Source organism: Neisseria weixii (assembly GCF_042658245.1).
Lineage (GTDB): Bacteria > Pseudomonadota > Gammaproteobacteria > Burkholderiales > Neisseriaceae > Neisseria > Neisseria weixii.
The window spans coordinates 1-13,413 of sequence record NZ_JBHSPY010000008.1; the positions used below are offsets into that span (position 1 = coordinate 1).

Sequence of the window (13,413 nt, forward strand, 5' to 3'; positions counted from 1 at the left end):
GTTGAGGGCTTTCATGTGCTTTAGGTAGCCGTTCCCCGCCCTCATGTAACGCCACTCTTCAATCAGTTCCGCCCGGTTTTTTTTCGTGGCCGGGTTTCTCGGCGATAAACGGGTTTTTGCGTTTGGCCTGTCTGGTCTTCATAAACTCAGCCTGCGGGTTCTAGCCTTTAAATGGGTTAGTCATCTTACTAAAAAGAATTTACCTAATCCTTATTAAATTAAAACAACGGTTTTTTGTTACAAAAATCCTGATTTTTCGCTTACAATACGGCAATCTGTTCCAATCATTTCAAAGGGCTTTTCATTATGCAATATGCCAAAATTTTAGGCACCGGCAGCTATCTTCCCGCCAACCGCGTCAGCAACGATGACTTGGCAAAAAAAGTAGATACTTCCGACGAATGGATTACCACGCGCACCGGTATCAAATTTCGCCATATTGCAGCCGACAACGAAAAAACCAGTGATTTGGCCGTCCAAGCCGCACAACGCGCACTGGAATCAGCTAAGCTTAATGCCGACGATATTGATTTAATCGTTGTGGCCACCACCACACCCGACATGCAGTTCCCGTCGACCGCCACCATCGTGCAGCAAAAACTCGGCATCACCAATAGCTGCCCTGCTTTTGACGTACAGGCCGTGTGTGCGGGATTCATGTATGCTTTAACCACGGCCAACGCCTATATTAAAAGCGGCATGGCCAAAAACGTATTGGTGATTGGCGCCGAAATCTTCAGTCGCATTCTTGATTGGAATGACCGTACCACCTGCGTATTATTCGGCGACGGCGCCGGCGCGGTGGTATTGGGAGCCTCAGATAAACCGGGCATTATCCACAGCAAATTGAAAGCCGATGGCAACTATTTAGATTTACTCAAAGTGCCGGTGCAAATCGCTGATGGTCAAATATGCGGCACCCCCTATCTGAAAATGGATGGCCCGGGCGTATTCAAATTTGCTGTGAAGATGCTGTCGCAAGTAGCCGATGATGTCATCACCGAAGCCGGTTACGAGCAAGACCAAATAGACTGGTTGGTACCGCATCAGGCCAATAAACGCATCATCGACGCTACCGCCAAACACTTGGGGCTGAGTACTGATAAAGTCATTCTCACCGTACAAGATCACGGTAACACTTCCGCCGCCTCGATTCCGCTGGCTTTAGACCACGGTATTCGCAACGGACAAATCCAACGAGGCCAAAACCTGCTGCTCGAAGGCATCGGCGGCGGTTTCGCATGGGGCGCAGTATTGGTGAAATACTGATATTCGCTCGTTATCCCGAATAAAAATACCGCTTATTCTAATTTGCACCGCAGTGCAAGCAAATTAGAATAAGCGGTATTTTTATGCAATCAGAATACACATCATTATAATAAATCAGTATAATTAACCGCTTATTACTCTTTACATCCAATAACCAATTTTACTGATTTTAGATAATAAAAAATGACTCAAGAAAAATATTACGGGACAATTCTTCATTGGTTCAACGACATGCAACGCGGCACCATTATGGCCGAAACCGGACAACGCATCTTTGCAGACGGCCTGTCATTAGCCGCAGACTATCTCGCGCCACAAACAGGCGACCGCGTATGCTTCAATCTGGATCATAGCCAACACAAACCATCCGCCCAAAACATCACTCTCGCCGAACGCGTAGCACCAGCCGCACAAAAAACCACCATTACCATTGTCGACTGGGATTTTATGCAAAATGGCGGCTTTGGTAAGGAAGTAGGCAATCCGACACCTATTTTCATCTTAGGTCAATTTTTAGCCGACCAAAGCCGCGTTCCTGAAATCGGCGACCGATTTAAAGGAAACTTATTCCAACACGAAAATGGCCAATGGATGATGACTGATGCCACTTTTTTACCGCCACCGGAGGCAGAACCGCTGTTTCAAACAGCCTCAATCGAAACTGCAACAGATACAGCCACTTTACCCACCGAGCAACCGCGCATTATTGAAAGCATTTACAAACTTTATAAAGCGCCCGAACCCGAAACCTTGACCGAATTACCAGTGAATCAAGTATTAAGCGGTGAAGTTACTTCATGGGACGATGTTAAAGGCTACGGCTTTATCCGCTATGGCAGCGATGCCCAAACGGTGTTCTTCCACATCAGTAGCTTCCACTACGCCACCGCACGCCCGAAAATCGGCCAAAGTGTCAGCTTTTATTGCAAGCCGACGGTTAAAGAAGAACGCCAGAAAGCGGCAAAAGTGGTTTTGCGCGGAGATGAAGTTTCTCTGCATGATGACTTTCCTTCAGACTACAACCGCCCAAGACTTTCCACCGCCAATATGCCGAGATTTTTAATCAACATCCTGATTGCCACTGTATTTACCGTGTGCGTGGCCTCCGTTTCTAAGATATTGGCCGGACTGTATTTTGCCGTCAGCGTCGTGTCTTACCTGATGTATAAGTTTGACAAACAGATCGCCCGGAATCCGAAAAAGAAAAGTTACGAATACCAAGGCAGAATTCCGGAAAAAAACCTGCATATTCTTGATACTCTTGGCGGCTGGCCGGGCGCTTTGGTTTCGCGGGCGGTTTACAACCACAAAACCAGCAAAATCAGTTTTATCCGCCTTTTTTGGCTGACGGTGGCGATAAATATTGCCATAACCTATGCCCTACTGATACATTACGCAGATAATCCACTTCTCTCATTATTAAGAAATTAAAGATTAAGAAATTAAAGGAATATCATGTCTTTTGTATTTTTCTTTCCCGGTCAAGGCTCGCAAAGTTTAGGAATGATGAACGGGTTTAGCGAACAAGCCGTCGTGAAAGCCACTTTCGATGAAGCTTCTGCCGCATTGGGTCAAGACTTGTGGGCGATGATTAACGGTGAAGATGCCGAGCTGATCGGCCAAACTGTTAACACGCAACCCATTATGCTGTCTGCGGGCATGGCTACCTACCGCGCCTATTTAGAAGCCGGAGGTAAAACACCGGCCGTGGTTGCCGGCCACAGCTTGGGCGAATACACCGCATTGGTTGCCGCGGGTGCATTAGACTTTGCCGATGCCGTGAAACTGGTTCGCCTGCGTGCAGAATTAATGCAATCGGCCGTACCCCAAGGCGTGGGCGCCATGGCAGCGATTTTAGGTTTAGAAGACGAACAAGTCAAAGCCATCTGCACGGCTGCCGAACAAGGTGAAGTAGTCGAAGCAGCCAACTTCAATTCGCCCGGCCAAGTAGTCATTGCCGGCAATGCCGCTGCCATAGAACGCGCCATGACTGCCGCCAAAGAAGCCGGTGCCAAACGCGCCCTGCCGCTGCCTGTATCCGTACCTTCGCATTGCAGCCTGATGAAACCTGCCGCCGGGAAACTGGCCGAAGCCTTAAAAACAGTCGACATCAAACAACCGCAAATCCGCGTGATTCACAACGCCGACGTGGCTGCTTACGACAGTCCTGAAGCCATTAAAGATGCCTTGGTTCGCCAACTCTACAGCCCTGTACGCTGGACGGAAACCGTCAACGCCTTAGTCAGCGAAGGCATTACCGAATCCGCCGAATGCGGCCCGGGCAAAGTATTGGCAGGCTTGGCCAAACGCATCAACAAAGAAGCCGTATGCAGCGCATTGGTTTCCAGCGACAGCGTGAAGGCTTTTGTTGAAGCGCATTGATTTGATTTCATCTCATGGTATATGTTCAGACGGCCAGAAAGCAAGGCCGTCTGAAATGTCTATAAACTTTCAACATTATGACAAAAAGATGAACAATAAAACCATTATCTTAGCCATTCCACATATCTACGGATTTGATCAGTATTTGGAAAAAAATCTGCGTTTCCACGGCTTCGATGTGATTAATCTTTGTTATGATGATAGAGATTCTTATTATCCTAATCTGACCAGCCGAATTTACGGTACTTATCAAAAAGTCATCAAAAAAGATCTTAACTACAAAAAACGAATGAAATACCTTCGCTACTCTGATGACATTCAAAAAAAATTATCTGCACTAAAGGGAAAAAAAGCTGATTACGCCTTGTGCATTCGTGCCAATATTTATCCTAAAGAAATTATCCACACCATCCGGCAACACAGTAACATCTGTATCAATTATCAATGGGATGGTATCGATCGTTTTCCGGATATTTTTGAATATTTGGATTATTTCGATCACTGCTGGGTTTTCGACCCCAACGACTCCGTCCGTTATCCGCAATACGGCTTTAAACCGACAACCAATTTCTTCTTTGATATGCCGGTTGAAACATGTCCACTGAATGACCGATTATATTTTTTGGGTGGCTATGAGTCACGTCGGGAAGAGCGTACCAAACTGTTCATCGAAGAAGCACGCCGTCATCACTTTCCTTTAGATTTCCATATCTATTGTAAAGATGATCGGGCCAGAACTGCTTTTGGTTCAGACGGCATCACTTATCTTAATCGTGATACTGTTCTCACGTTTGAACAAAATATGCATAATGCAGCTTGCTGTAAAGCCATTGTCGACTTTGCCCAGTTTGATTATTACGGTTTATCATTTCGGGTTTTTGATGCACTGCGTTTAGATAAAAAATTAATTACCACCAATCAAACCATCTTAAATGCCGATTTCTACCACGAAGACAATATTTTTGTTTGGGACAGCAATCATTTAAATGATTTAAATGACTTTTTAGTCCGTCCTTACCGCCCTATTCCTTCTGAAATCAAGCAGCAATATGCATTGAAAAACTGGCTTTACCGCATACTGGGAATTATGGAATCATGACCCAGAAGCCAACTATTTTACTCGGAATGCCAACCGATAATCTGATTTATCAAACCATAGAAATCGCATTAAAGCATCATGGTTTTGAGGTAATCAGCGCCATTCAGCCCGGGCAGGATTTCCATTATCCATCTGCTTTTCACCGCCTGAAAATAAAATTTCAACAAGTCATTCTGAGCGACAAATACGCTAAAGACAAATTAAAGTCTAAAATACTGCTCGACCATGTCGAAAAACAAATCGCTCAATATGGCCATGTAGATTATGCCTTATTTATTCGGGGTGATATTTACACACAAGATTTTCTGCAAACCATCAAACATCACGTTCGTCATAAGATGGTTAATTACCAATGGGACGGATTGAGCCGCTTCTCAAAAATCCACCAATATATCAGATTATTTGATAAATTTTACGTTTTTGACCCCACAGATTTAAGTCATCAACCCAATCTATTACCGGCAACAAATTTCTATTTTGACCATATTCCGACAATCTCTGCTGACCTCAAGCATGATTTATATTTTGTCGGTTTACACTATCCTAACCGTGTTGAAGAAATCAGTACCTTCGCAAAGGCCGCTGAAAAATTAGGCTTAAGCTTAGATTTCCATATCGGCAGTTTGGATATTTCCTCTGACATTTTGTCTAAGCAATACCCTGATAACATTCAAACCTTTCAAGGAGTCAGAAGTTTTGCAGACAATCTTCAAGCCGCTCAAAGACAAGCTAAAGTTCTTGTCGACTTTAAAACCCCTGCCCACAACGGCCTGTCCTTCCGACCATTCGAAGCTTTAGGCTACCGCAAGAAACTGATTACCACCAATACCGACATTACCCGATACGATTTTTATCATCCTGATAACATCTTCGTGTGGCGCGGCAACGATTTAGAGGGATTAAAAACATTCATGGATAAGCCTTATCATGAAATGCAGTCTGAAATTTATGAGAAATACAGCTTCGGCAACTGGATACGCTATATTTTAGATATTCATCCACATCAGCCGATTGACCTACCAAAATAAAAAATAAATGCTTTATCCTTTTAGACAGCATACAACCTTACAAAATTAGATTAAAAAGCCTATTTATGCTATAAAGGCCGTCTGAAACTTCATTTTACGCAACGAAAGGATTCTGGATGAGTAATCAAGATTTAAGTGGCAAAATCGCCTTAGTTACCGGCGCATCGCGCGGTATCGGCGCGGCGATTGCCGATACATTAGCTACTGCGGGCGCCACCGTGATTGGCACCGCCACCAGCGACAGCGGAGCAGCAGCAATCGGCGAGCGTTTGGCGCAATGGGGCGGTCAAGGCCGCGCGTTGAATTCTGCCGAACCTGAAAGCATCGAAACATTGATTGCCGAGATTAAAAAAGGATTCGGCAAACTGGACATCTTGGTCAACAATGCCGGCATTACGCGCGATAACTTATTAATGCGAATGAAGGAAGAGGAATGGGATGAGATTATGCAGGTCAACCTGAAATCGGTGTTCCGCGCTTCCAAAGCGGTGTTGCGCGGCATGATGAAACAGCGCAGCGGCCGCATCATCAACATCACTTCCGTTGTCGGTGTGATGGGCAATGCCGGTCAAACCAACTATGCTGCGGCCAAGGCGGGCTTAATCGGTTTTTCCAAATCGATGGCGCGCGAAGTAGGCAGCCGCGGGATTACCGTCAACTGCGTAGCACCGGGCTTTATCAATACCGATATGACCCGCGCTCTGCCGGAAGAAACCCGCAAAATGTTTGAAACACAAACGTCTTTAGGCAAATTCGGCGAAGCGCAAGACATTGCCGATGCGGTTTTGTTCTTGGCTTCCGACCAAGCCAAATACATTACCGGCCAAACGCTGCACGTCAACGGCGGCATGTTGATGCCTTAAGATTTATGCGAATGGAAAGGCCGTCTGAAAAATCGTTTTCAGACGGCCTTTTGTCGATAAAACCCTGAATCTCCCTTATTTTTTGCTATAATTTATAGTTGTTTAAAATAGAAATAAGACAAGGCGACAGCGGCCGCCGTGTACAGGTGGTACATAAGGGAGCTGGCAGCGCTGTATTATTTCTATAATAAACGACTATCTTCCGCCGTTTGCATAAATCCCCGCCCTGTTTCGCTAAGATTTTTTCAGACGACCTTGCTTATTCTTCTGTCTATTCATAACTGGGCCGCCTTTTATGCATGAGTTTTCCCTTGCACATGTCGTCATCGTTCTGCTGGTTTCGGTCATCACCGTTATCTATTGCCGTAAGTTCAATATCCCTTCCATGCTCGGTTATCTGCTGGTCGGCTTCATCGCCGGCCCGGGCATGTTCAGCCTGATTCCCAAAAGTCATGCCACGGATTACTTGGGCGAAATCGGTATTGTGTTTTTAATGTTCAGCATTGGCTTGGAGTTTTCGCTGCCGAAACTCAAAGCGATGAGAAAATTGGTGTTCGGCCTGGGTGGCTTACAGGTGGTCATCAGTATGTTGGCGATTATGGGCATTTTGATGCTGATGGGCACACCGTTTAATTGGGCGTTTGCCGTCAGTGGCGCGTTAGCGATGTCCTCTACCGCGATTGTGAGCCGCATTTTGTCGGAGAAAACCGAATTGGGTCACCCGCACGGCCAAATGTCGATGGGTGTTTTGCTGATGCAGGATATTGCGGTGGTGCCGCTGATGATTCTGATTCCGGCGCTGGCGACCGGCAGCGAAGGTAATTTGTGGGCAGAACTGGGCTGGGCGGCACTGAAAATGGTGGTGACGCTCGGTGTATTGTTCTTTGTCGGCAATAAGCTGATGTCACCTTGGTTCCGCATGGTGGCCAAGCGCAAATCGTCTGAATTGTTCATGATAAATGTTTTACTGGTGACGCTGGGTGTGGCCTATCTGACCGAACTGGAAGGCTTGTCACTGGCTTTAGGCGCGTTTGTTGCCGGTATGCTGCTGTCGGAAACCGAATACCGCTTCCAAGTAGAAGACGACATTCGCCCATTCCGCGACATTTTGCTCGGCTTTTTCTTTATCACCGTCGGCATGAAGCTGGATATTCAAGCGCTAATTAATAATTGGCAGATGATTTTGGTGTTGCTGGCGATGTTGGTGGGGCTGAAAGCATTGATAGTATTCTTGATTACCTTCCGCATGAAACATCCTGTCGGCGACAGCATGAAGGCCGCATTGTATTTGGCGCAAGGCGGTGAGTTCGGCTTTGTCATGCTGGCAATTTCCAGCAAAATCAATATGGTTTCACCCGAATTAGAGCAAGCGGCTACCGCTGCCGTATTGTTGTCGATGATAATCGCACCGTTCCTGTTGGGTAGCAGCGATAAGCTCATCAACCGCTTTATCAAGTCTAATTGGGACATGAAAGCGCTGGATTTGCACAATATGCTGGTTGAAACCATGAGCAAATCCGATCACGTTTTGATTATCGGCTTTGGTCGCGGCGGTCAAACCGTCGGCCGTATTTTGTCGCAGGAAAACATCCCCTATTTCGCTCTGGATTTGGATGTCGAGCGCATTCAGGTTGCCCGCAGCGCAGGCGAACCGGTAGCATTTGGCGATGCCAAACGCCGCGAAGTATTGGAAGCAGCCGGCTTGGGGCGTGCCAAAATGGTGGTGCTGACGCTCAACAATATGGCTGAAGCTAAGCATGTGGTGAACAATATTATTTCCCTGCACCCGACCATGCCGATTTACGCGCGCGCAATTGACGACGATTACGTCAAAAGCCTGACTGAAATGGGAGTGGAAGAAGCCGTTTCCGATACCAAGGAAACCAGCCTGGCTCTGGCCAGCTATGCCATGTTGGCCAATGGTTCGCCCTACAACCATGTACATCAAACCATCATGAATATCCGCCGCAGCGGCTATAGCTTCTTAGAAGACTTATTCGTCGGCAGTGATGACGAAACCATTTTTTCCGAAGAACACAAACACATCTGTCGCCATGCCTTTGCGCTAACCGGTGAAGCCTACGCCATTGACCATCCTGTGCGTGATTTGCCTTTGGCCGATTTAGGCATCAAACTATTATTTGTACGCCGTAGTGCCAGCCGCATTGAAGATTTTGACTCGGATTTCACTTTATCTCCCGGTGACATCTTAGTCGTTGCGGGTCCACAAGACAAAATTATTTCTTTTGAAAACTGGAGCTTACAGGGTGAATCTTAATTATATAAAAATAAAACTTGCGCAAGATATCGTTTTTTGATTTAATAGCGGCTTCGCAGTTTTGCGTCAATGGGTGATTAGCTCAGTTGGTAGAGCGTCTGCCTTACAAGCAGAATGTCGGCGGTTCGACTCCGTCATCACCCACCAAGTTTCTGGCAGTTGTGGCAACACAATTGCTTGCGCGGTGGTAGCTCAGTTGGTTAGAGTACCGGCCTGTCACGCCGGGGGTCGCGGGTTCGAGCCCCGTCCGCCGCGCCAAACCTTTGCAAATATTGAAGTCATCAATATTATTTTTCTGGGTGATTAGCTCAGTTGGTAGAGCGTCTGCCTTACAAGCAGAATGTCGGCGGTTCGACTCCGTCATCACCCACCAAGTTTCTGGCAGTTGTGGCAACACAATTGCTTGCGCGGTGGTAGCTCAGTTGGTTAGAGTACCGGCCTGTCACGCCGGGGGTCGCGGGTTCGAGCCCCGTCCGCCGCGCCAAACCTTTGCAAATATTGAAGTCATCAATATTATTTTTCTGGGTGATTAGCTCAGTTGGTAGAGCGTCTGCCTTACAAGCAGAATGTCGGCGGTTCGACTCCGTCATCACCCACCAAATCAAAAAGCCTTATGCAATGCATAGGGCTTTTTTATCCTTATCGTTTCAGACGGCCTTTATCAGCCATTCACCGAACAAATAAAGACATTATCTTTGCTTTGTTAAAGAAACCTACCGGATAATCCCAAACATTCCACTCATCAAAAATGCCGTCTGAAACTTTTTCAGACGGCATTAAAATTTGCCTTCAAACCACCGATTTTATTCCAACACCACTTCCACACGGCGCGCTTCTGCATTGCTGCCGCTGCCTTCGGTGTCTGCCGGTTTGCGCAATTCAATTTGCTCTTCCGGCACACCAAAGCCCATCAAAGCATTTTTTACCGCCAAAGCACGATCTTTAGACAATTTCTCGTTAAACGCTTGATTACCGGTCGAATCATGAAAACCGGATACGACTGCTTTTTGACCACCTTTCACACCGGCCAATATATCTTTCAATGCCTCTTCCGCACCGGCAGCCAAATCAGATTTACCGGTCGCAAAGTAGAATTTTACAATACCGTTTTCCACAAATACCGCCGCCTCATCATCGGCAAGATTATGTGCAGCGGCAGCATGATCATGTGCGACCATTTCAGTTTGACCATAATTCGGTGAGCCTTCGATTTTACCGGTTTCCCAACCCCAAACAGAAAGAAACAGGGTTATTACCGTTGCCAACGCTGCGGCGCCGCCGGCAATCCATAAACCCAAGCGTTGTTCTTTGTGATCGTCATTATCCGACATATTCCGTTTCCTCTTTTAAGTTAAACCATTAAAAAGCCATTTAGCCGCCATTATACCTAAAAAGCCGTATTTGTAGCGCAACTTCCCTTATCTTAAATACTGCCGTCGCCGACAATCGCAATCATTATGCAAGGACGTCTGAAAAATCCGCAGATAACGACGGACAAAACTATTCAAAACCTCATCAAAACAGTAAAATAAGGCCTTTCGATTATCTGATAACAAAAGCCATGCTGACTTTCCAACAAATCATCTTCAAATTGCAAACATTCTGGGCTGATAAAGGCTGCACCTTAATCCAACCTTTCGACATGGAAGTCGGCGCAGGCACCAGCCATCCTGCCACTTGTCTGCGCGCACTCGGCCCCGAGCCTTGGTATGCCGCTTATGTGCAACCGAGCCGCCGCCCGAAAGACGGCCGCTACGGCAACAATCCCAACCGCCTGCAACACTATTACCAATTTCAGGTGGCCTTGAAGCCTGCGCCGGCCGATATTCAGGATTTATATCTGGATTCGCTGCGCGAATTGGGCATCGACCCCAAAGTGCACGACATCCGTTTTGTCGAAGACGACTGGGAAAACCCTACCCTCGGCGCATGGGGCCTGGGCTGGGAAGTATGGCTCAACGGCATGGAAGTCACCCAATTTACCTATTTCCAACAGGTCGGCGGCATTGACTGCTCACCGGTATTGGGCGAAATCACCTACGGTATTGAGCGTTTGGCCATGTATCTGCAAGGCGTGGAAAACGTGTATGACTTGGTTTGGTCACACACTCCTGATGGCCAAGCCGTCACTTATGGCGATGTGTATCACCAAAACGAAGTGGAACAATCCACTTACAACTTCGAATACAGCGATGCCGAATGGCTGCTGCGCCAGTTTAACGGCTACGAAGCCCAAGCCAAACGCCTGCTCGACATCGACGACACCAGCCTTGCCCTGCCGGCTTACGAATTGGTGTTGAAAGCCGGCCACACCTTTAACCTGCTTGATGCACGCGGAGCCATTTCCGTTACCGAGCGCGCCACCTATATCGGCCGCATCCGCACCTTAAGCCGCATTGTGGCACAAAAATTCGTGGAAAGCCGTGAACAACTAGGCTTTCCATTGATTAAAAACAAAGCAGCATAACAGTTTCAGACGGCCTTGACTCAATCACAAAGGCCGTCTGAAATTTAAATCCGGTATGTTTATTTGCCGAGCATACCAAATCAAGCCAAACCAGCTAGACTAAAGCAAGCCGCCTGAAACAATCACGCAGCCAAGCTTTACCCACTAAAAGTGCCTTATGATAGAAAAACTCACCTTCGGACTCTTCACTAAAGCCGACACGCACAATTTCATGCGTCTGCTCACCTATGTGAAGTCCTACAAAGCGCGTATTATTTGGGCATTGCTGGCCATTGTCGGCGTGGCCGCTACCGAAAGCTATCTGGCCGCCTTTATCGCACCATTGGTTAATCAAGGCTTTGCCGCGCCCAGCGCACCGCCGGAATTAAATACCGCCAGTGGCATTATGGCTACCGTGCAAAACTGGAAGGACCAGTTTAATCACATGATTTGGGGCACCGAAAACAAAGTTTGGACGGTTCCGCTGTTTTTAATTGTGATTGTATTGATTCGCGGCATCTGCCGCTTCGCCAGTACCTACCTAATGACTTGGGTGTCGGTAATGGCCGTCAGCCATATCCGCCGCGATATGTTCCAACACATGCTCACCCTTTCTTCAGATTACCATCAAAAAAACCCATCCGGCACTGTCTTGATGAGCATGGTTCAGATGGCCGAACAATCCATCAGCAACGCCAGCAACGTGTTCATCACCCTTACCCGCGATACCTTGATCGTCATTGGTTTGGTATGCGTATTGCTGTATCTCAACTGGCAGTTAAGCTTGGTAGTATTGCTGATGTTCCCGCTGTTGTCATTACTGTCACGCTATTACCGCAACCGCCTCAAAGGCATCATCTCCAGCGCGCAACTCAGTATCGGCACGCTGAATAACGTGGTTAACGAAGTACACCAAGGCCACCGCGTGGTAAAACTATTCGGCGGGCAAAAACAAGCTGCCAGCCGCTTTGCCGATGTCAACCACACCATCGTGCGCTTAGGTAAAAAAATTACCCAAGCTTCTGCCGCACGTTCACCCTTTAGCGAACTCATCGCTTCATTCGCCTTAGCCGTAGTCATTTTCATCGCCTTATGGCAAAGCCAACAGGGCTACACCACCATTGGCGAATTCATGGCCTTTATCGTCGCCATGCTGCAAATGCTCTCACCGATTAAAAATTTGGCCAACATCAGCATCCCCATGCAAACCATGTTTCTGGCTTCGGATGATGTCTGTAAGTTTTTGGATAATTTACCTGAGAATGACACTGGCACAAAAATCCTATCCAAGGTAAAAGGCCGTCTGAAATTTGATCATGTTGATGTACGCTACAATGAAGAAAGTTGCAAAGCGCTCGACAACTTCAATCTTGATATACTACCGGGCGAACGTATTGCCTTAGTTGGTCGCTCCGGCAGCGGTAAAACGACTGCTGTAAACCTGCTTCCACGCTTTATAGAGCCAAGCTCAGGTGCAATCTATCTCGACGGTACTAATATTGCCGATGTGCAATTGATCAATTTACGCAGTCAATTCGCACTCGTGTCGCAAGACGTTTTTCTATTTGACGATACATTATTGGAAAACGTCCGTTACAGCCGCCCAGAAGCCTCGGAAGCCGAAGTAATGGCTGCACTCGAAGCTGCCAATCTGAGAGATCTGGTAGAGAATTCTCCGTATGGTTTACACCAGCCGATTGGTGCCAACGGCAGCCAACTCTCCGGCGGACAACGCCAACGCGTTTCCATCGCACGCGCTATTCTCAAAGATGCTCCGATTCTGCTGCTGGACGAAGCCACCAGCGCACTGGATAACGAATCCGAACGCTTAGTTCAACAAGCCTTAGAAAATCTGATGCATGGACGTACAAGTATTATTGTTGCCCATCGTTTAAGTACAATTGAGAAGGTTGACCGTATTATCGTAATGGATGGAGGAAAAATTATTGAAGAAGGCAGCCATATAGAGCTTTTGGCAAAGCAGGGCTATTATGCTGCATTACATCACATACCGATAGCAAGTGAATAATATCTCAGTCTTCTTAATT

At 47.0% G+C, this 13,413-nt stretch carries 10 protein-coding genes and 5 tRNA genes; 14 read left to right on the forward strand and 1 reads right to left on the reverse strand.

The window, feature by feature from the left end:
- Window positions 1-306 precede the first annotated feature (306 nt).
- The 12 genes from ACFPVS_RS05770 (at window position 307) to ACFPVS_RS05825 (ending at window position 9,518) form a co-directional block, all read left to right on the forward strand.
- Window positions 307-1,269, forward strand: a complete 963-nt coding sequence (locus ACFPVS_RS05770) for a beta-ketoacyl-ACP synthase III (protein WP_096294592.1) — start codon at window positions 307-309, stop codon at window positions 1,267-1,269.
- Window positions 1,270-1,452: 183 nt separating this feature from the next.
- Complete coding sequence (locus ACFPVS_RS05775; RefSeq protein ID WP_096294591.1) at window positions 1,453-2,700, forward strand: DUF1294 domain-containing protein; 1,248 nt, start codon at window positions 1,453-1,455, stop codon at window positions 2,698-2,700.
- Between the two features lie 24 nt (window positions 2,701-2,724).
- On the forward strand, window positions 2,725-3,651 hold the full coding sequence (gene fabD, locus ACFPVS_RS05780) for an ACP S-malonyltransferase (protein ID WP_096294590.1): 927 nt from the start codon (window positions 2,725-2,727) through the stop codon (window positions 3,649-3,651).
- Between the two features lie 88 nt (window positions 3,652-3,739).
- Window positions 3,740-4,750, forward strand: a complete 1,011-nt coding sequence (locus tag ACFPVS_RS05785) for a WaaS/CpsH family glycosyltransferase (RefSeq protein WP_465263257.1) — start codon at window positions 3,740-3,742, stop codon at window positions 4,748-4,750.
- Window positions 4,747-5,778 carry a WaaS/CpsH family glycosyltransferase gene (locus ACFPVS_RS05790; RefSeq protein ID WP_123804010.1) on the forward strand — a complete coding sequence of 344 codons (1,032 nt, stop codon included), beginning with the start codon at window positions 4,747-4,749 and terminating at the stop codon, window positions 5,776-5,778. Before ACFPVS_RS05785 ends, ACFPVS_RS05790 begins: the two co-directional genes overlap by 4 nt.
- Window positions 5,779-5,894: 116 nt before the next feature.
- Window positions 5,895-6,641, forward strand: coding sequence for a 3-oxoacyl-ACP reductase FabG (gene fabG / locus ACFPVS_RS05795; RefSeq protein ID WP_096294589.1), 747 nt, complete (start codon window positions 5,895-5,897; stop codon window positions 6,639-6,641).
- 295 nt (window positions 6,642-6,936) lie between these two features.
- Complete coding sequence (locus tag ACFPVS_RS05800) at window positions 6,937-8,919, forward strand: monovalent cation:proton antiporter family protein (RefSeq protein WP_096294588.1); 1,983 nt, start codon at window positions 6,937-6,939, stop codon at window positions 8,917-8,919.
- Window positions 8,920-8,990: 71 nt separating this feature from the next.
- Window positions 8,991-9,066: transfer RNA gene (locus tag ACFPVS_RS05805), tRNA-Val, on the forward strand.
- 34 nt (window positions 9,067-9,100) lie between these two features.
- Window positions 9,101-9,177 (forward strand) — tRNA-Asp (locus ACFPVS_RS05810).
- Window positions 9,178-9,216: 39 nt separating this feature from the next.
- Window positions 9,217-9,292 (forward strand) — tRNA-Val (locus tag ACFPVS_RS05815).
- 34 nt (window positions 9,293-9,326) lie between these two features.
- Window positions 9,327-9,403: transfer RNA gene (locus ACFPVS_RS05820), tRNA-Asp, on the forward strand.
- Between the two features lie 39 nt (window positions 9,404-9,442).
- Window positions 9,443-9,518: transfer RNA gene (locus ACFPVS_RS05825), tRNA-Val, on the forward strand.
- 204 nt (window positions 9,519-9,722) lie between these two features.
- On the opposite strand, the gene ACFPVS_RS05830 is transcribed toward ACFPVS_RS05825, so the two are convergent.
- Window positions 9,723-10,250 (reverse strand): OmpA family protein, encoded by a 528-nt coding sequence (locus ACFPVS_RS05830; protein WP_096294587.1) that lies wholly within the window; start codon window positions 10,248-10,250, stop codon window positions 9,723-9,725.
- 230 nt (window positions 10,251-10,480) lie between these two features.
- Between ACFPVS_RS05830 and glyQ the strand changes: the two genes are divergently transcribed.
- Together glyQ and msbA are read left to right on the forward strand one after the other, a co-directional pair.
- Window positions 10,481-11,386 carry a glycine--tRNA ligase subunit alpha gene (glyQ, locus tag ACFPVS_RS05835; protein ID WP_096294586.1) on the forward strand — a complete coding sequence of 302 codons (906 nt, stop codon included), beginning with the start codon at window positions 10,481-10,483 and terminating at the stop codon, window positions 11,384-11,386.
- A 157-nt stretch (window positions 11,387-11,543) separates the two neighbouring features.
- On the forward strand, window positions 11,544-13,394 hold the full coding sequence (msbA, locus tag ACFPVS_RS05840; RefSeq protein WP_096294585.1) for a lipid A export permease/ATP-binding protein MsbA: 1,851 nt from the start codon (window positions 11,544-11,546) through the stop codon (window positions 13,392-13,394).
- Window positions 13,395-13,413: the final 19 nt, after the last annotated feature.

What these genes read in the sequence shown, in the direction of transcription:
- ACFPVS_RS05785 (WP_465263257.1), top strand. Translation starts at nt 3,740, where the DNA reads ATGAACAATAAAACCATTATCTTAGCCATTCCACATATCTACGGATTT.
- ACFPVS_RS05770 (WP_096294592.1), top strand. Translation starts at nt 307, where the DNA reads ATGCAATATGCCAAAATTTTAGGCACCGGCAGCTATCTTCCCGCCAAC.
- ACFPVS_RS05830 (WP_096294587.1), bottom strand. Translation starts at nt 10,250, where the DNA reads ATGTCGGATAATGACGATCACAAAGAACAACGCTTGGGTTTATGGATT.
- ACFPVS_RS05800 (WP_096294588.1), top strand. Translation starts at nt 6,937, where the DNA reads ATGCATGAGTTTTCCCTTGCACATGTCGTCATCGTTCTGCTGGTTTCG.
- glyQ (WP_096294586.1), top strand. Translation starts at nt 10,481, where the DNA reads ATGCTGACTTTCCAACAAATCATCTTCAAATTGCAAACATTCTGGGCT.
- msbA (WP_096294585.1), top strand. Translation starts at nt 11,544, where the DNA reads ATGATAGAAAAACTCACCTTCGGACTCTTCACTAAAGCCGACACGCAC.
- fabD (WP_096294590.1), top strand. Translation starts at nt 2,725, where the DNA reads ATGTCTTTTGTATTTTTCTTTCCCGGTCAAGGCTCGCAAAGTTTAGGA.
- fabG (WP_096294589.1), top strand. Translation starts at nt 5,895, where the DNA reads ATGAGTAATCAAGATTTAAGTGGCAAAATCGCCTTAGTTACCGGCGCA.
- ACFPVS_RS05790 (WP_123804010.1), top strand. Translation starts at nt 4,747, where the DNA reads ATGACCCAGAAGCCAACTATTTTACTCGGAATGCCAACCGATAATCTG.
- ACFPVS_RS05775 (WP_096294591.1), top strand. Translation starts at nt 1,453, where the DNA reads ATGACTCAAGAAAAATATTACGGGACAATTCTTCATTGGTTCAACGAC.